Raw genomic sequence first — 19,509 nt, 5'->3', positions numbered from 1 at the left:
GCTTAAATTTCACGTTATTTTTGAAATTTAATCATTTCAATTGTTGTCCACCATACACTTGGATTGCGTATGAGCTCCCTAGACCCTACCTTAATTACCTTTATTTTTTATATAGTCGCCATGTTGGTTATTGGCTTAATGGCTTACCGAGCAACTCAAGATTTTTCTGACTATATTTTAGGTGGACGTCGTTTAGGAAGTTTCGTCACTGCCTTATCGGCAGGTGCATCTGATATGAGTGGCTGGTTACTCATGGGCTTACCAGGCGCGATTTACTTATTTGGTTTATCCAAAATCTGGATCGCTGTTGGTCTCATCATCGGTGCATGGCTCAACTGGCTGTTGGTGGCAGGTCGTTTACGTGTACATACTGAAATACAAAACAATGCATTAACCCTACCTGATTATTTTTCAAATCGCTTTGATGATCGTAAAAAAGTCTTACGTGTCATTTCAGCAATGGTCATTCTGATTTTCTTTGCAGTTTATTGTGCTTCTGGCATGGTAGCAGGCGCTCGTCTTTTCGAAGGTATGTTTGACATGTCATACAATAATGCCCTTTGGATTAGTGCGATTGCGACCATCAGTTATGTATTTATTGGTGGCTTCTTGGCAGTCAGTTGGACTGACACCATTCAAGCAACTTTGATGATTTTTGCTTTATTACTGACACCTATCGTCACCATTTTGAGCATTGGTGATTTATCACATGTCACTATGGCACTTGAAGCTGCTCGCCCACAAGCTCTAAATTTATTTACCAATTTAAGTACAGTCGCCGTATTGTCATCTTTGGCTTGGGGTTTAGGCTATTTTGGTCAACCACATATTCTTGTGCGCTTTATGGCAATTGACTCAGTAAAATCTATTCCAAATGCACGTCGTATTGGAATGAGTTGGATGATTCTCTGTTTAGGTGGTGCAGTTACAGCAGGCTTCTTTGGTATTGCATTCTTCTATTTAAATCCAGAATTAGCGAGCAATGTAACAGCAAATCATGAAACGATTTTTATAGAATTAACCAAGATTTTATTTAATCCATGGATTGCAGGTATTGTACTTGCTGCAATTTTGGCTGCTGTTATGAGTACATTAAGCTGTCAGTTGTTGGTCTGCTCAAGCACTTTGACTGAAGATTTTTATAAAGCTTTTATTCGTAAAAATGCCTCACAAAAAGAGTTGGTTTGGATCGGTCGATTAATGGTTTTACTGATCGCAATTTTAGCGATTGTACTGGCACATGATCCTGATTCAGAAGTTTTGGGCTTAGTTGCAAATGCTTGGGCAGGCTTTGGTGCAGCGTTTGGTCCACTGATTATTTTATCTTTGTTCTGGAAACGTATGACGTTGTCAGGTGCAATTGCGGGTATGGTCGTGGGTGCTGTGGTTGTGATTCTTTGGGTCACTGTTCCTCAACTCATTCAGACAGATCTTTATTCGATTATTCCGGGCTTTATGGCTTCTATGATTGCCATTATTGTAGTGAGTTTAGCGAGTAAAAAACCAAATACTGCAATTATTGAGCGTTTTGAAAAAGCAGATCAACTCTACCAAGAATCAAAATAAAAGCGTATTCTATAAGTTATTGAAAATAGGGTTCAAAAGAGCCCTATTTTTAATTCAAACAACTTAAATTTCTTAAAATATAATCATAAACATACGTTGGAAAATAAAATTGAAAAAACTTAAGCATTTATATCTTAGACCACAAGACCCCCCTTTTATTTGGCTTGCTTCTTTCGTTTTTATTGCAAAAAAAGAACAATGGACAAAGGGAGAAATTCAAAAAATTGTCCAGTCTGTTAAACACTTAGATGCTGCATCATGTTATCAAACATTGACCAGTTTTATAGAAAATCACAAATAAATCGAGTCTTAGAAAAAATAAAAGTTGAAATCTAAATCGGCTTTAGATTTCAACTTTTTTAAATTAAAACTCAGCTTTAACTTTTACGTGAAAGCAAAAATTGAGAAATTTGATTGAGTTCTAAGGCATTTTCACCAAAATAAGAAAGTGCTTCAAAAGCTTGATTATGCAGACTTTGAGCATAGATTTTTGCTTGTTCCAAACCCATTAATGCAGGATATGTTGATTTATCAACTTGTTCATCTTTACCTGCTGTTTTTCCTAAAGACTCAGTATCTGAAATGATGTCCAAAATGTCATCTTGCACCTGAAATGCAAGACCTATGCTTTGCCCAAATTGTCTTAATTGAGGAATTGCCTGATCTGTACCTTTAAAGATAGTAACGGCAGCCATCATAATTGCTGCCTGAATTAAAGCACCTGTCTTATTACGATGAATATTTTCTAGCTGAGCCTGATCTACATGCTTACCTTCAGCCTGTAAATCAAGGACTTGACCACAAACCATTTTTGAAGATGCTGTCGCTAAAATTTGCATTTGTTTTAATACAATTTCAGCCTCCACTGCTTGCATCTGATCAAATAATCGGCTTCCCAACACCTCAAAAGCCATTGATTGTAAAATATCACCCGCCAATAAAGCGGTATCTTCACTAAAAGCAGCATGACATGTCGGTTGTCCTCGACGTAATAAATCATTATCCATACAAGGCAAATCATCATGTGCCAACGAATAACAATGTATTAATTCAATCGCAATAGCCGCACGGCGCACTGCTGCAAAGTTAGGATTATTTTCCTGTAATTGTGAAGTTGCATAACATAGAGCAGGACGAACACGCTTCCCGCCTAACATTACAGCATGATGTACTGCCGACTTTAAGGGTTCAGGAAGAGAAAAAGCCTCTAATGCTGTTTGTAAATCCTGCTGAATACGCTGTTGCGCTTGCTTTAATACATCTGCATTCACATTAGAAATTGCGGTCACTTTTGCCTCGAAATTCAAATGGTGAGTCATTTAACTCAATATTTTAGCCTTGCTCATTCTACCCTGAAATGCCTGACTAGACATCTATTTCAAAACAATTCCTATTGTTATGTTTCTGCGCTTTTATCGTATAAAGATGAACGCATTCTTAGGCTTTAAATTGATCATTATCAAATCTATTTAGGTTATTTTAGTTAACCTATTTCACTTATGTACTTAAAACATGAATCGAGTTTTGACCTTGTGCTTTTGCCTGACGCACAGCAAGATCTAACTGTTGTAAAATATCATGATCTTGTTCAGCACTCAGATGATAAATGCCGATAGAAGCTGTTAAAATTTCATTTTTTAATGTATCTAGAGCAATATTTTCCTGCATAATTTTAATTTTTAAACGTTCTGCTAAAGTTAACACAGCCCACTGCGTCATTCCCTGTACAACAATCACAAAACTTGCTGAATTTAAACGAAATATATGTGCATAGTCTGCGTTTAACTCATCATTTAATAGTCGTCCAATTTCAGTTAAAATTTCATCACCGTAAGTGTAACTATGTACTTGATTAAACTTTTTAAAATGATCTAAATCAATTTTCATAAATGCATATAAAGTTTGCTTATTTTTTACAACTTTTTCTTGAATAAAACGATCAAAAGCCATTTTATTTGGCAAACCTGTAAGATCATCAATAAATAAATGATCATGTAACTTTTGATTATTTAAAATTAAAACTTTTTCACGGCGCTTTAAACGCGTGACATCCGCACAAATTAAAATCACTGCATTAATATTTTGTTCAATATCATGCAATACCTTAAAATAAGATAAATAAAAATGCCCTTTAGAATAAAACTCAAAATTTGCTTGTTCTTCACCATCTTGAAATTTTTCAATCGCTGCGATGAAATGCGAATAAATAATATTCGAAAAATTATTCAGCAATTTGCCACTTAAATATAATGCATCACTTTGGAAAATATCTGCAAATTGCTGATTTACACCAATTAAACGCGAATCCATTTCTAAAATTGCGATCGGTAAAGGTAATCTTGAAATAAACGAAACTAAATCAATTTTTTCTAGATTTTTTAAAGCTTGTATAAAATCAATATCAGACAAAATCTGATTAATCTGTGGTTGTTCGTGTTCCATACATTACCCCTTCAGTATGAGTATTCATCCAACTATTCTCTATTTATATTCAAATACATTAGACTTCGTTGCATGCCTATTGGTCTTCTATGATCTTGACTTAAAACACAAAAAAATGCGTAAGAAATAGCTTTAAATATCTTTCTGAAAAGTCATGTGATTTTGAATGCGGCTCATTATAATTTTTTATACTTTAAAAATATATCTAATTTAAGAAAAGATTAAAAAATAATCACCATCATTTTTTATATTAAAATGAAAAATCCCTAACTGCATCAACAATTAGAGATCTCATTCATGATAAATAACTGATGTTATGCAGTAACTCTAAAATTAAACTTTGGAGCTAGAAAAATGTGGATACGCGAAAACGTCATCCGCAACGTGTTTGAGGCAGGACTACTTTAGGTAGAAATGTTTCTGCGATGTATTTATCAATTTGCGGTGGTCGACGAGTTTTGCGGATAACAATGGTTTTGCCTACTTTTGCCGAAACAAAAGTAGGTCGAGCCTGAGCAAGTCAAAGTATACTTTGACGAAGTGCAAGACGCAGTGGCTAATCCCAAATTTTAACTTTAGATGTAAGACCCCATCGTGTAAATTTAGCTTTTGCTTTTTTCAACTATTTAATTTAAATCCAATGCGTAACATCAGTAAATAATTTAAAAGTGATTTTAAAATTTAGAAGCTATCAGCAGGGATACGCACCCAACCTTCCATGAGTACACGTGCACTACGACTCATGATCGCTTTTTTTACCACCCATTGACCATTTTCTTGTAATGCTTGTGCACCGACACGTAAAGTTCCTGATGGATGCCCAAAGCGTACAGCTTCACGCTCACCACCACCAGCAGCTAAATTCACTAAAGTATCAGGAATTGCTGCCGCAGTTCCAATCGCAACGGCTGCGGTTCCCATCATGGCATGATGTAGCTTACCCATAGATAAAGCACGAACCAAAAGATCGGTATCGGCTTCTGTAACAACCTTACCACTTGAAGAAGTATAAGTTTTTGGCTGAGCAACAAAAGCCACTTTAGGTGTATGCTGACGATTTGCAGCTTCACTTACATCCGAAATCAAGCCCATTTTTACTGCACCATATGCACGAATTTTCTCAAAACGTGCCAACGCTGCTGTATCACTATTTATTGCTTCTTGTAGCTCTGTACCTTGATAACCAATCTCTTCAGCATTTAAAAAGATTGTTGGAATGCCTGCATTGATCAAAGTAACTTGAAAAGTACCAACTTCAGGCACTTCCAAAGTATCTACAACATTTCCTGTTGGAAACATTGCACCACCCTCTTCACCATCATCCGCAGGGTCTAAAAATTCAATTTGAACTTCAGCAGCAGGAAAAGTGACGCCATCAAGTTCAAAATCTCCTGTTTCTTGCACTTGACCATTGCTTATAGGTACATGAGCAATAATCGTTTTTTGAATATTGGCTTGCCAAATACGCACAGTACAAATGCCATTTTCAGGAATACGTGATGCTTCGACTAAACCATTACTAATTGCAAAAGAGCCTACTGCTGCTGTCAAGTTGCCACAATTACCACTCCAATCGACAAATGCTTTATCAATTGAAACTTGTCCAAACAGATAATCCACATCATGTTCTGCTTGCTGACTTTTAGACAAAATCACTGTTTTACTGGTACTTGAAGTTGCGCCACCCATTCCATCAATTTGTTTTGCATACGGATCTGGGCTACCAATCACACGTAATAACAATTGATCACGTGCTTGACCTGCACTTTGTGCACGTTCAGGTAAATCATCAAGTTTAAAAAAAACACCTTTACTCGTACCACCACGCATGTAAGTTGCAGGTATTTTAATTTGCGGTGCAAAACTCATTGGTCTTATTCCTTCAGCTTATCGTTGTTGTTGCAAATATTGAATCGTAGTTCAATTTTATATTACTCTGTTTTTTCAATAAAAATCATTCATTACATGACTTAAGTCTAAAAATATAATAACCCAAAGAAAATAAATAAGAATTTTTCATATCAGCCCAAAAAAGTATTTCTTTGATTTTACATAAATTTTCACAATAATAATAAAGTATACATATTCTAAACAATCAGAGATGAACTGGGGATACTAGGATATCTCAAATCAATGAATTACAATCTGTTTTCTTCTCCATTGTTGGGCTGATCATTTTGAATAAAGAGTCAACTACCCTTCAGCGTGGCTTAAAGAACCGTCATATCCAACTCATCGCTATGGGTGGTGCAATTGGTACTGGCTTATTCTTAGGTTCCGCTCAAGTCATACAATCTGCTGGACCATCGATCATTTTAGGTTATGCCATTGGTGGTTTAATTGCATTTTTAATCATGCGCCAATTAGGTGAAATGATTGTACATGAACCTGTTGCGGGTTCTTTTAGCCATTTTGCCAATAAATATTGGGGTAAATTTGCAGGTTTCTTAGCAGGTTGGAATTATTGGATTTTATATATTTTGGTGGCAATGTCAGAGTTAACTGCTGCTGCAAAATATATTAACTATTGGTGGCCTCACATTCCTGCGTGGGTCACTGTTTTAGTCTTTTTCGTTGCGATTACTGCAATTAACTTAGCAAATGTTAAGTTTTATGGTGAATCAGAATTTTGGCTTTCTATTATTAAAGTTACAGCCATTATTGCAATGATTATTTTCGGTATTTATTTGATTTTTACCGCAGATCCAACAGCAGGCTATAGTTTTAGTAATCTTTGGGAACATGGTGGATTTTTTCCACATGGTTTTGAAGGCTTATTTTATATGCTTGCCTTTCTTATGTTTGCCTTTGGCGGTATCGAATTAATTGGTATGGCAGCAGCAGAAGCAAAAGATCCAGAAAAAACAATTCCTAAAGCAATTAACCAAATTATTCCACGTATTCTTATTTTCTATATTGGTTCAATCATTATTTTATTGTCGTTGGTGCCTTGGAATTTATTTGATGGTGGTAGTTTAGATAAAAGCCCATTTGTTATGGTCTTTACACTGATCGGCATCGGTTGGGCTGCAAACCTTGTTAATTTCATCATTTTATCTGCTGCACTTTCAGTTTATAACAGCGGAATGTATGCCAACAGTCGTATGCTTTACGGTTTAGCCTTACAAGGTAATGCGCCTAAGTTTTTATTGAAAGTGAATAAGCAAGGTGTACCAATTGCTGCAGTTTTGATGTCCGCTTTGTTAATTTTTGGTTGTGTGATTTTAAATTATAAAGCACCTGAAGAAGCACTTAGCCATTTAATTTATATTGTTGTAGGCGCACTGGTTTTAAACTGGGCAATGATCAGCTTAACGCACTTAAAGTTCAAACAAGCAATGCAACGTGAAGGAACAAAAACTAAATTTCCTGCACTTTGGGCACCAATTAGTAATTATCTGGTGCTGATTTTTATTGCAACTGTGCTTTACATTATGTGGACTCAAGGCTTTAAAGAGTCAGTTTTAATGATTCCTGTATGGATTGTACTGATGTTTGGGCTATATAAAATGTTAAATCGACAACAATAGAAAAATATTGGTACTGAATCAAAGTTTTGGAAAAATATATTGCTGTAATAATCAATCAAAAATACAGACAATACTCATATCAAAAGCTTGATAGACCGACTAAAAAGAGATATTGGATCATGACCAATATCTCTTTTTTTGATTAAAATATGACCTAATATTATGAAAAATATCATTTTTCTTATTATTTCAATTATTTTTAAAAAATGCACATTCACTTAATTTATTGATTATTTTGACAAATAAGCCTGTCACTTCTGCCAAAAAATATATTGTGCTTATTTAGAAACATGCTATCTTCAAAAAGTGCAGTGATTAATCAAAACAATTCTATTAAGACCTGTACAAAAAGCAAAAGAAAAGAAATTTAAAATAATATCAAGGAATAGGTCGATGAAGATAAATGCTCTTTACTCAGCTGTTTTACTCAGTTTATTACCGACTAGCAGTGTATTTGCTGCCGCAATGGATCGCTCTGGACAATCTATTTCAGCATTTTTACAGCCCAATAATTATTTCGAAGCAGGTCTTTCTGTATTAGACCCAACCGTTGAAGGACGAGATGCTGGCACAAGTGAAACACATCGAAATATTGAGGATATGGGCAATGACTATTACTTTCCCTCAGCAGCCCTAAAACTTCAAGTCACCGATCATATATCATTTGGTCTTTTATACGATCAGCCCTTTGGTGCAGATGTTCAATACACTGGCAGTAATGTTTTTGTAACAGATGCAAGTACGACTATTTTATCTTCAGCAACAATGAGTGCGCTACGTAGCTCCAAAATTGCGAGTAGTACACCTTTAGCCATTGAAGCATTTGCAAAAAAAGCAGGCTTTTCAGTTGCTCAAGCACAAGGCATGTATAACAATAATACACCAACACCTTTGGGTAATACCAAAGATCTTATTGATGCCAATGTTGCTGCGCAGGTTGATGCAGGCATTGCCCAAGTCAATGGTCTAGTAGGACAAGGTGCAACTCGTGCTGAAGTTGACTCTAACAACCTCGCTATGATTTTTGGTTTTCAACCCAATAAAAATTTAAACTTTTATGCAGGTGGTGTTTACCAAACGATTAAAGGACAGGTCAGCCTTCGTGGGCAAGCGACTAGCGTTTATAATGGTTATGATGCAACCCTAAAAGAAACAGATGGTTATGGTTGGCTCGTTGGTGCAGCATATCAGATTCCTGAAATTGCACTAAAAGCATCTGTGACATATCGCTCTAAAGTTGATCATGATATTGAAACACAAGAAAATTTACCAACTATATCCGCACTCGGTTTACTCGGTGAACAAGCTGCTGCTGCCGCTACACAAATCGCTACAGCAACAGGCGATACCAAAATTAGTACGCCACAGTCTGTCAATATCGACCTACAATCAGGTGTGATGAAAGATACTGTCGCATTTGCAAATATTCGTTGGGTAAATTGGAAAGATTTTGAACTGCGCCCTGTTAAATTTGGCATGGTTTCAGAGGTTGTAGGACAACTTCCTTCAATTAATCGTCCAGGCGGCTTTAATTTATTGCAATACTCTAAAGACCAATGGAATGCAACTGTCGGTGTTGGTCGCAAACTCAATGAACAATGGTCAGGTAATGTTTCTGCTGGATGGGACTCTGGTGCAGGTAATCCTGTCACTGCACTTGGTCCAACAGAAGGTTATTGGAATGTGGGCGTGGGCTTACAGTTTAGTCCAGCACCGAACTACTTTATTGCTGGAGGAGTAAAATACTTTTGGCTTGGAGATGCAAAAGGTCAAGTATCCTCTCAAAATGCGGGCAATGATTATGTAGCAGATTTTAGTGATAATAATGCAATCGCTTATGGTTTAAAAATTGGTTATAAATTTTAATTTTTTATAATCTAAAAACCTCTTTAAAGTCAGTATGATTATTTTAATTTATATTATGCTTTAAAGAGGTTAGTTATTTTTAAAATAAATTTTATTTAATACTTAATTTATATATAAAATTCAACTTTATATTTAAATATAATTATATTACATTAATCACTGAACTTTAGACGCCCTTAGCTTAACCGGATAGAGCAGTTGCCTCCTAAGCGACCGACGTGGGTTCGAGTCCCGCAGAGCGTACCATTACAACCCTGTCAAAAAATTAATCATCACAACAAAATCTTTTCTCCATTATGTTTAATCTTTTATTTTTAACGTTTTCTAATGCATTTAAAAGTCTAGTTCTTACGCAATAGACATTAAATCATTCATTTGAATTTTCAATCAATAAAAAACATCTAAACATTTGATTCATTTTAAATTAAATAATTCCAGTACAAATAATAAACTACAGCGTTTACACTTTTTTTATATTTTCAATTCTTAGAGTATTTACTCTTATTTTTTATATGTTATTTTGTAAAAAGAAGTAAATTTCGAACATTATTTGTAAATCATAAATATTCTAATTTTTTATTTACAAATGCTTCAAGTTATTCATTTTACGGTCTAGGGAAAAAGCGAAAATGAAAGTAAAAGCGTTAACAACTGCAATGTTATTTGCAACCTTACCAGCAACCCCTGTTTTTGCTGCTGCATTAGATCGATCTGGTCAATCGATTTCTGCATTTTTACAACCAGATAACTATTTTGAGGCTGGTCTTTCTGTTCTAGATCCAACTGTAGAAGGACGTGAAGCAGGAACAAGTGAAACTCGCCGTACTATTGATGACATGGGTGAAGACTACTACTTCCCTTCTGCAGCTCTTAAATTACAGCTCACTGACAAAATATCATTTGGTCTACTTTACGACCAACCTTTTGGTGCTGATGCAAAATACCATGGCGAAAATGTTTTTGTTTCTGATCCTACTAATACGATTTTACCAACATCAAGCCTAGATGCCATTCGTCAAAGTACTATTGATAAAAACTTTAATGCCTTATCAGCAACTGATCGTGTTGGTGCTGCCCTTCAAGCACAAGGTGTTGATTTGAGCTCTGCTCAAGGACAAGCTCAATATCGGCAAACACTTGCTGCATATAATGCAAACTTTCAAGGTACAAAAGATAAAATTGATGCTGCAATTAAACAAGGTGTAACACAGAAAGTTGATGAAGGATTGAAGCAAGTCAACTCAACTTTAGGTAAAGGTAATACGAGCGTTGAAGTTGACACTCAAAATCTTTCTATGATTTTTGGTTTCCAACCTATTAAAAATATTAATTTGTATGGTGGTGCTGCCTATCAAACTATTAAAGGAAGTGTAAGTCTACGTGGTCAAGCTTATAGTCTTTACAATGGCTATGACGCTAAAATTAAAGAAACGAGTGGTGTAGGTTGGTTAGCAGGTGCTTCATATCAGATTCCTGAAATTGCCTTAAAAGCTTCCATTACATATCGCTCTGAAATCGATCATGATGTCAATGCACAAGAAAGTTTACCAACTTTAGGTGCTTTATCATTATTAGGTGATGAAGGGGCAGCCGCAGCGCAACAGATCGCAGCAGCAACAGGAAAAACTAAAATTACAACACCTCAATCAGTTAACTTAGATTTGCAAACAGGTATTATGGAAAATACTGTTGCATTTGCCAATCTTCGTTGGGTAAATTGGAAAGATTTTTCAATTCGCCCATATAAATTTGGCTTAGTATCGGATGTTGTTGGTAAATTACCTCAAATTGGTCGATCAAATGGCTTTAACCTTGTTGAATACTCTGATGATCAATGGTCTGTTAACGCAGGTGTTGGTCGTAAACTGAATGACCAATGGGCAGGTAACGTTTCTGTTGGTTGGGACTCAGGTGCAGGTAATCCAGTATCAACATTAGGTCCAACAGAAGGTTATTGGAACGTTGGCTTAGGTGTTCAATATAGCCCTGCTGCAAATTACTTCATTGCAGGTGGTGTAAAATACTTCTGGTTAGGTGATGCTAAAGCACAAACTGGCGCACAAGCAGGTGGTAGCGATTATGTTGCAGACTTCAGTGATAACAATGCCATCGCTTATGGTTTAAAAATCGGTTATAAATTCTAAAAAATTTATATCTAAAAAAATCCCACATCATGTGGGATTTTTTATCAAAGCTTACAATTATTTTTTAACGTTAAAACAATGATTTAAAAGTCATAAAATGACACTTCACCTGTTTCAAGTGAGTACTCTGCACCAACCACTTTGAGTTGACCTTTAGCAATTAAGCTTTCTAATACAGCCGAACCATGACGTAACTGATTCACTGAAGCAAATACATTTGATTTTACTGCATGCATAGACAATTTTTCCAAATCATCTTTTAATTCAGTTTGCATTAAAATCTCAACTGAAGGACGCACACGGTTAACAATTGACATTAAGTTTGCTGAAGGCGGTGTATTTGGGTTTTTTAATGCTTCAATTGTAGAATGAATCGCGCCACAATGACTATGCCCTAACACCACAACCAACGGACAGCCAAAACTGTCTGCTGCAAACTCGACACTACCCACTTGTGATGGTGCGACAATGTTCCCTGCTACACGGATCACAAATAAATCACCAAAACCTTGATCAAATACCATCTCCGCAGGTACACGCGAGTCTGAACATCCTAAAATAATTGCAAATGGCTCCTGACTTCCAACCATCTCTGTTCGCTGTTGGTGTGTCAAAAACTTATTATGATTTGTTTCACCATGTGCAAAGCGTTCATTGCCTTGTTTCAATCGTTCTAAAGCTTCTTGAGCGGTTAGCATGTGTGTATTGTTCCATTGTGTGGAGATGATATTGAATTTTAATACTGTCAAATTTGAATGTCACTGACTAAAAATAAACTCTGTTACAAATTAAGTTAAATGCTATTTTTTCATTCAAATACAAGGTAATTGTTTAACAAATCTACATAATAAGCACATAATTTGAATGATTTAACACTTTAGATTATAGAATCGCTTATTAAACAGACAGTACTTTATAAAAAATAACACTTTATGCAAAAGATGCCAATTGATTGCTGAAATTAGGTCATCAATAAATTGCATTTGCTTTATATAATAGTGGATTGTTAAGAAGGAACCCGTTAAATGCCTCAGATGCCCTCAAAAACTTTTCTCCAATTTTGTAGAGCAGCGCTCATCTTTAGTAGTATGGCAATAGGAGTTTCTAGTCTAAGTTTGACAAATACATATGCCACAACTGAATTTATTGACTATCAAAAAGTATTACAAGAAGAAAGAGCTTGGGCAGGTTTATCGAGTAAAACCTTACGTGTAGGTGATGTTGTTTGGTCATATAGTGAAGGTGGTGATCGCAGTAAACCTACACTTTTATTAATTCATGGTTTAGGCAGTAGCCGTGATACATGGAATGATGTAGCTCATCAATTAACACAACATTATCATGTGATTATTCCTGATTTACCTTTTGCAGGCACAACGCAGGTTCCAGCAAATTTTGATATTTCTGTTCCAAATGTTACTGAACAATTGCGACGCTTCATTGAGGCTGCACATATTCAAAATAACTTAAATGTCGTTGGGCATTCTTTAGGTGGCTCAATTGCGATGTTTTATGCTTCGCAATATCCATTTGATACAAAAAGTTTATTTTTACTCAGCTCAGGCGGTGTATTTAAAAGTAACAATACCAATTATTTAAAAAATCCTGTATATCTCAAACAATTACTTGTTGCTCAAGCGGGTGATCTGAACTTTGTACTGAAAAAAGTCATGTATAATCCGCCTTTTACACCTGCCATCATCAATGCTGAACGTGAAAAATTATTAATTATTAAAGCACAAGATACTAAAAAGGTCATTGATCAAATTGATGCATTAAATAAGTTATATACCACAACTTCATTTGCCACCATGGTTAGAAATATTGAAGCACCTACGCTAATTTTATGGGGTAAACAAGATCAGATTGTCAATGTTGAAGTTGCGCAAGAGTTGAAATCAATGATCAAACGCAGTGAAAAACCGATTATATTAGATCATATCGGTCATATGCCGCTCTTAGAAGCACCTGATAAAGTGGTGGATGCTTATCTTTCTTTTCTCACTAAGATTCAATCACAAAAGAATCCGTTACTTGAACAGAAAATTTTATAATTAAGGCTTATTTATCATGACTCATCCCATGATTGAACAATTGATTGATGCTCAATTGGCATTTTTAGATCAAGAGTTTGCTCAATCTGAAACCATTAAAATAGAATTTACCGAATTTTATCACTGGTTTAGAAAGCAAAATCTCAAAGATATTTGGACTTTTCAACAAATCAATGATTTGCTACAAAAGCAAATTCTAGCAACGCCAGCAAGTTCCTTCTTAATTGAACAAATTGCTGAACATATTCGTATTGCACTCATTCATCCAAGTAATGATCAAACCTTAATTGAGGATATTATTCCTGTTACGACGATTGATAAAACGGCTCAATATGTTGCAAGTAAATCTAGTCATCGCCAAGCCTTGATCAAACGTATTGTCAATAATGCTTCATTTTCTCAGATGCTCACTCAACTCATTCATCATTCTATTCAAGACTACATTGATAACTCAGTCATGAATAAAAAAGTGCCTGCTGTTGGTCGTTTTATGAAAATGGGAAAATCTGTTTTGGAATCTGTGACTGATACCAATTTGGATGACACCGTAAAGCATTATTTACAAAAAAATATTATTAAGATTAGTCAGTTAAGCGAACAAGTTTTAAATCAACAGTTTGATGATCATAAGCTTTATCATTTCCAAGCAAATCTTTGGCATAAGATTAAAAAAGTGCCTATAAGCACTTTACGCAACTATATTGAAATTGAGGACTTACCACAAACGGTTGGTTTAGGGCACGAAATTTGGGAACATATTCGCCAAACTGAATATTTACAACAACAAGTTCATGATGGTGTTTTTGCTTGGTATGTCCGTAATGAAGAGCGCCCTTTTGATTTATTGCTGCGTGATTTAAATATTGATGAAGCATTGATTCAAAATGAACTACAAGCATTACTTGAACCTATCATTCAAAAAATGATTTATTCTAAGCATTTAAAAGCTCGTGCGCGTATTCATTTAGAAAAGTTTTATTATGCTGATGAAACTTTAGCGATTTTAAATATCGAAAAAGGCGCTTAAGCGCCTTTTTCTTTTCATCATATTATTAGAATTTTGCTAAAAAGCTAATTCCATAACGACGACCATCAAGGACTTGATCACCATCAGCATCTTCTGCTTTTTCATCTAAAATATTATAAACACCAAATTTACCTTTTAAGTTTGCTGTAAATTGATAGTTAAAACCAACATCTAAAAACTGATATGCAGGTGTCGGTGCTGACATAGAAGCTCGACCTAAATATGATGAAGTTTCACTACGATGATGTAAACGTGTCCAAATGTCTAAAGCATCATTAATAGTATAATCAACTGTTGCATTAAACATATGTTTAGGCACTTGATTTAAAGGCTGCCCTTTTAAATCACCAGACTTTTGCTCTGTTTCAGTATAAGTATAGTTTGTACTTAAATTAACACCATCAGCAAGTTCAGTATCAAAAGTTGCTTCTACACCTTGCATAGTTGCTTCATCAACATTGATACGCGAACTAATGAAGTTCCATAAACGAACATCACCCGTTACAGCATCTAAACGACCAAATGGGTCTTTACATGCCCAAGTCGCAGCATTTGTATTGCTGCCATTTGGCGAAGAACATTCACGAATTTCAGTAATTTTATCTTTAAATTCAGTATAAAATGCGGTCACAGAGGCTTTAGATTGATCACCTTGCCATGCTGTACCAAACTCATAACTGACAGATTTTTCTGGTTTTAAATTATCATTCCCCATAATAAAGGCACTGCCTTTACCTGTAACAGAATGCACATCACTTGAAGACTGTTTTAAATCAGGTTGTTTATAACCTGTTGATACCCCACCTTTAAATGTCCAAGCATCTGTAGGGGTGTAAACACCATATAAACGTGGCGAAAAATTACCATCATAATTTTCATCATGATCATAACGTAATCCAGTCGTCAAATTAAATGTATCAGTAATCGTCCAGGTATCTTCTGCAAATACAGCAAATGCCCAACGCTCTAACTCTGTTACAGGCATGTCAGCATTTTGATTGGTTGCTTTATCGACTAAAGATTCATTTTTAAAATATAGCCCACCAATTAAGTTATGATCACTTAATTTCCAATGCCACTGACTATTTGCCAACCAAGTTTCCAGTTCAATCCCACTTAAACCTGTTGAACTATTACTACGATCTGGATTTTTTGAATTCTCATATTGAATATAAGAATTACTACTTAAATTATCGCCATAATGACCATTATGGGTTAAGCCATAGACTTGACGATAATTACGTCCATAAGAATCTGCACCTGTACTTACAATGGTTTTACCCGCAGTTGACTCAGATTCTTGTTTCATGAAATTTGCTTCAAATTCAAGATCATGATTATCATTGAGTAAATATGTAAATCTTGAATTTAAGCTTTCAACATCAGTACTTCTAAAGCCACCCACATAACGATCTTCATCACGTTTAGACTTACTTACACCCAATTGCATGCCTAATTTATTGGCAATAAGCGGACCTGATAAATATGCAGAACCGTTTTTAATGTCTCCAGATTGGTGATGATCTTGTAGCACAGCACCTAATTCTGCTGTTCCTGACCAATCTGTACTGACCTTTTTGGTAATGATATTTACCACACCACCCATGGCATCTGTACCATATAAAGTAGATGCAGGACCACGAATGACTTCAATACGTTCAATTTCAGCAACTGGCGGTAAGATGTTTTTTTCAAAACCATTATCATCGCCATTTGGGTTCACATCTTTAGAAAATTGACGCTTTCCGTTGACTAAAAATAATGTATAACTTGAGCCCATACCACGAATACTAACCGTTTGCGCTGAACCTGCACCTGAAATTACAACACCTGGGGTATTTCTAAGTACATCTGTAATATCACTATATTGTCGATTTTCTAATTCTTTACGTGTAATCACCGTCATAGAGGCTGGTGCTTTTGTTTTATCTTGTTTATAGCCAGACGCTGTTAAAACCACCGTTTCTAATTGTACAGGTTCTGAATTTTTAGCCTGAACTTCACTGGAATTTTCTTGTGAATCTTTTGCGTATGCACTTCCCATCATCAATGATAATACCGAAAGAGATAATACAGATTGGATAATACGGTTTGGCATAAAAAGTATTCCAGAGCGGCTAAAAATGATAGAAAAAGAATAAAAGATGCAGTTTTCGTTGCGTAGTGTAACAAAAGATAATCTAATTACAATAGATATTGATAACTATTATCATTAGTAATTAAGGAATTTACACTTTTTTGATTATTTATCACACAATAATTTCAATAAATTAAGCTTAATTTAAGTTTTATATTGTTTTTATTTTAAACGTAGAAGTAATGCCCCATAAAAAAACCTCCAAAAAAATGGAGGTTTTTTTGCACAAAATTTCAAAAATTATTTGAAATATGCACCTTCTGATTGGCTATGATCTGTTTGGTCAACAACACGTGCTAACTCAGGCACGTGCTCTTTCAGTGTTGTTTCAACGCCTTGTTTCAAAGTCACATCAATCGCTGAACAACCTTGGCAACCACCACCAAACTTCAATACAGCCGTTAAGCCATGCTCTGCATCTTCAACAACTTCAACCAAAGCACAGTTACCACCATGACCTGAAAGACCTGGGTTGATTTCTGCTTGAAGTACATAAGTAATGCGCTCTTCAATAGAGGCATCTGGTCCAACACGTGGCACTTTAGAGTTTGGAGCACGGAAAGTGAGTTGACCACCAAAACGATCTTTATTGTAGTCAATCACAGCATCTTTCAAATATGGAATGGATGGTGCATCAATAAATGCAGGAAAATCTGCATAATCTTGTTTGTAATCTGTTGGTACAACTTCTTCAGGCGCGCTATATGCCATACAGCATTCTGCACGTGGAGTACCTGCATTTTCTACAAATACACGAATGCCAATTCCTGGAGTATTTTGCTTATCCAACAGATCCTTTAAATACTCTTGCGCATTTGGAGTAATCAATAAATTTGGAATTTCTTCTGCAACTGCAGTATTGGTGTTCTCAGTCGACATAACTCTATCCTCAAGCTGAAGTTGTTATTTTAACTGAAGATGAGGCTGAATGAATAAAAATCAACTAAAATTGTCGGATTTGATGAAAAACAACATGATTTCATACAATTTAATGGCATGATTGCTGTTAAATTGATCTTCTTCTTTTTTTGTGAACGCTTATGCTGCATTTACCTTTTAATCATACGATTACGATCATCCTCATTACGGTGATTATCTCCCTTATCGCTTTTTCAAATCGGCAAGTCCTTGATCGTTTTATTTTTTGGCCACCTGCAATTCAGCAAAAATCGCAATATGACCGTTTTATTACTCATGGTTTTATTCATGCTGATGGTATGCATCTGTTATTTAATATGTTTACTTTATTTTTCTTTGGTAGCATTATCGAAAGTTTTTATCGTCAATATCTATATGACTTAGGCTTTGTCTTGTTTTATTTAGGTGGTTTAATTTTTGCAATTTTACCGAGTTATCTAAAACATAAAAATGACACACGTTGGGCAAGTTTAGGTGCATCTGGTGCTGTTTCTGCGGTGTTATTTGCATATATCTTATTTCAACCATGGAAATTGATTTTTGTTTTCTTTATTCCCGTTCCTGCAATTATTTTTGCTGTGTTATATGTCGCTTATAGTATTTGGTCAGGTAAAAAAGGTAATTCAAACATTAATCACAGTGCACATTTATGGGGAGCAGCATACGGTGTGATTATGACAATTATTATTGAGCCACGTGTTGTTCCGCATTTTTTTAATCAGTTAATGCAACTTCCTTTTTAGTTTTATTTTTAAATTTTAATCAGATGATATTCGCTACAAAAATTGTGGCGAATATCTGAAATCAAGCAAAATTAGAAAGATTAAAAACGTACCCAAAGACCAATTTTAGCAACAGGGATCCATTTTAACCATGTACTAAAATTATCTTCCTCTACTTTTAAAGCGTCACCCAATGTTGTGGTTTTATCTTGATCTTGGATGGTTAAATTTCCATTTTCAGGATAATAACTGACTTGAGGTTTACCTGCATACATTGCGCCAAACTGTGTTGCTAAACCCCAACGTTGACTAATTTTCGGACTCCAACCAATGCCCACATACGGCAATACTTTCTGATCAAAATCAACATCTAGGTGTACACTTCCAACTTGATTTGCATCAAAAGTTGCATGGTTAAAGGTATATTCAGGAAGCTCTCCTTCATCAAGATAAAAGTCACTTGGAGAATATTGTCCTTTAAATTTAATATCTTGATTAAATAAACCTAATGTTAAATGAAATGAACCAGCGAATGGTCGAATATTAGCAGCAACATATTGAACTTTACTGTCAAAATCCACTTTATCGACTTTCATTCCACTCATTAATTCAAAATCTAGCGCATCAGCTTTGTATTTTCCGCCATTATATCCTGCGACCAGATCAAGATATGAATTAATTGAAAAACCTGCACCAAAACCTAAACCAAGAATTCCTGCTTCTGCAAACACAACAAATGGTTTCGCGCCTTCTGCATATTTTAAACCTAAAATACGATTTTCCGTTTCATCTGCAACAACACTAGACACGATAGTCGGTTTAGCAATTTGAGGTGCTACAGCTTGTACAGGTTGAGCTTCGCTAAGCAATACAGGATCGGTTGGTGACTGTGCAGTATTTACAGATGGTTCAATTACAGATGACTGAGTTAGCGCTACTTGAGATTGAGGCTGTGTAGTTTCAGTGATGTTTTCATTTGGTGTTGCAACAGGTTCAGCCACCACACCTTTTATAAATGGCGCTTGGTGAATAATTAATTCAGCTTGGACGCTTGTTGTCATCAACAATGCAATACTAGGTAAAATATATTTCATTGTTCTATT

The 19,509-nt window shown here is 35.4% G+C and carries 15 protein-coding genes and 1 tRNA gene; 9 read left to right on the top strand and 7 right to left on the bottom strand.

From position 1 onward, the window contains the following. Positions 1 to 69 precede the first annotated feature (69 nt). A complete protein-coding gene (gene putP / locus HX124_RS01285) occupies positions 70 to 1,566 on the top strand; it encodes a sodium/proline symporter PutP (RefSeq protein WP_286381709.1) in 1,497 nt (498 codons plus the stop codon). 109 nt (positions 1,567 to 1,675) lie between these two features. Beyond that, the gene (locus tag HX124_RS01280; RefSeq protein ID WP_286381708.1) at positions 1,676 to 1,867 is read left to right on the top strand and encodes a hypothetical protein; all 192 of its coding nucleotides are present in this window, start codon (positions 1,676 to 1,678) and stop codon (positions 1,865 to 1,867) included. 76 nt (positions 1,868 to 1,943) lie between these two features. Here HX124_RS01280 and HX124_RS01275 read toward each other — a convergent pair whose 3' ends face one another. From HX124_RS01275 to prpF, 3 genes are all read right to left on the bottom strand, one after another. Beyond that, positions 1,944 to 2,885, bottom strand: a complete 942-nt coding sequence (locus HX124_RS01275; RefSeq protein WP_502872796.1) for a polyprenyl synthetase family protein — start codon at positions 2,883 to 2,885, stop codon at positions 1,944 to 1,946. A 178-nt stretch (positions 2,886 to 3,063) separates the two neighbouring features. Continuing rightward, complete coding sequence (locus tag HX124_RS01270) at positions 3,064 to 4,008, bottom strand: GGDEF domain-containing protein (protein WP_286381706.1); 945 nt, start codon at positions 4,006 to 4,008, stop codon at positions 3,064 to 3,066. A 681-nt stretch (positions 4,009 to 4,689) separates the two neighbouring features. Further along, complete coding sequence (gene prpF / locus HX124_RS01265; RefSeq protein WP_107007480.1) at positions 4,690 to 5,877, bottom strand: 2-methylaconitate cis-trans isomerase PrpF; 1,188 nt, start codon at positions 5,875 to 5,877, stop codon at positions 4,690 to 4,692. 308 nt (positions 5,878 to 6,185) lie between these two features. Between prpF and HX124_RS01260 the strand changes: the two genes are divergently transcribed. The 4 genes from HX124_RS01260 to HX124_RS01245 all read left to right on the top strand — a co-directional run bounded on the left by HX124_RS01260 (position 6,186) and on the right by HX124_RS01245 (position 11,548). Then, positions 6,186 to 7,538 (top strand): amino acid permease, encoded by a 1,353-nt coding sequence (locus HX124_RS01260; protein ID WP_286381705.1) that lies wholly within the window; start codon positions 6,186 to 6,188, stop codon positions 7,536 to 7,538. A gap of 393 nt (positions 7,539 to 7,931) precedes the next feature. Further along, entirely contained in the window at positions 7,932 to 9,404 is a 1,473-nt protein-coding gene (locus HX124_RS01255; RefSeq protein WP_286381704.1) for an outer membrane protein transport protein, read from the top strand. Positions 9,405 to 9,574: 170 nt separating this feature from the next. Further along, positions 9,575 to 9,650, top strand: a tRNA-Arg gene (locus HX124_RS01250). 383 nt (positions 9,651 to 10,033) lie between these two features. Continuing rightward, positions 10,034 to 11,548, top strand: a complete 1,515-nt coding sequence (locus tag HX124_RS01245) for a long-chain fatty acid transporter (RefSeq protein WP_286381703.1) — start codon at positions 10,034 to 10,036, stop codon at positions 11,546 to 11,548. A gap of 83 nt (positions 11,549 to 11,631) precedes the next feature. On the opposite strand, the gene HX124_RS01240 is transcribed toward HX124_RS01245, so the two are convergent. Next, complete coding sequence (locus tag HX124_RS01240) at positions 11,632 to 12,246, bottom strand: carbonic anhydrase (protein ID WP_107007476.1); 615 nt, start codon at positions 12,244 to 12,246, stop codon at positions 11,632 to 11,634. 390 nt (positions 12,247 to 12,636) lie between these two features. Between HX124_RS01240 and HX124_RS01235 the strand changes: the two genes are divergently transcribed. Then, a complete protein-coding gene (locus tag HX124_RS01235) occupies positions 12,637 to 13,602 on the top strand; it encodes an alpha/beta fold hydrolase (protein WP_502872801.1) in 966 nt (321 codons plus the stop codon). 16 nt (positions 13,603 to 13,618) lie between these two features. Next, complete coding sequence (locus HX124_RS01230) at positions 13,619 to 14,629, top strand: hypothetical protein (RefSeq protein ID WP_286381701.1); 1,011 nt, start codon at positions 13,619 to 13,621, stop codon at positions 14,627 to 14,629. 25 nt (positions 14,630 to 14,654) lie between these two features. On the opposite strand, the gene HX124_RS01225 is transcribed toward HX124_RS01230, so the two are convergent. Beyond that, positions 14,655 to 16,727 (bottom strand): TonB-dependent receptor domain-containing protein, encoded by a 2,073-nt coding sequence (locus HX124_RS01225; RefSeq protein ID WP_286381700.1) that lies wholly within the window; start codon positions 16,725 to 16,727, stop codon positions 14,655 to 14,657. Positions 16,728 to 17,006: 279 nt separating this feature from the next. Further along, complete coding sequence (nfuA, locus tag HX124_RS01220) at positions 17,007 to 17,645, bottom strand: Fe-S biogenesis protein NfuA (RefSeq protein WP_286381699.1); 639 nt, start codon at positions 17,643 to 17,645, stop codon at positions 17,007 to 17,009. Positions 17,646 to 17,806: 161 nt separating this feature from the next. On the opposite strand from nfuA, the gene HX124_RS01215 reads away from it, so the two are divergent. Then, positions 17,807 to 18,427, top strand: a complete 621-nt coding sequence (locus HX124_RS01215) for a rhomboid family intramembrane serine protease (protein WP_107007471.1) — start codon at positions 17,807 to 17,809, stop codon at positions 18,425 to 18,427. An 80-nt stretch (positions 18,428 to 18,507) separates the two neighbouring features. Here HX124_RS01215 and HX124_RS01210 read toward each other — a convergent pair whose 3' ends face one another. Then, positions 18,508 to 19,500, bottom strand: coding sequence for a hypothetical protein (locus HX124_RS01210; protein WP_286381698.1), 993 nt, complete (start codon positions 19,498 to 19,500; stop codon positions 18,508 to 18,510). Positions 19,501 to 19,509 lie beyond the last annotated feature (9 nt).

Origin of the sequence: Acinetobacter sp. 226-1 (assembly GCF_030329325.1) — a bacterium.
Taxonomy (GTDB): domain Bacteria; phylum Pseudomonadota; class Gammaproteobacteria; order Pseudomonadales; family Moraxellaceae; genus Acinetobacter; species Acinetobacter sichuanensis.
The sequence above is the reverse complement of the archived record's forward strand: the minus strand, read 5'-3'. Positions and strand labels throughout refer to the sequence as shown.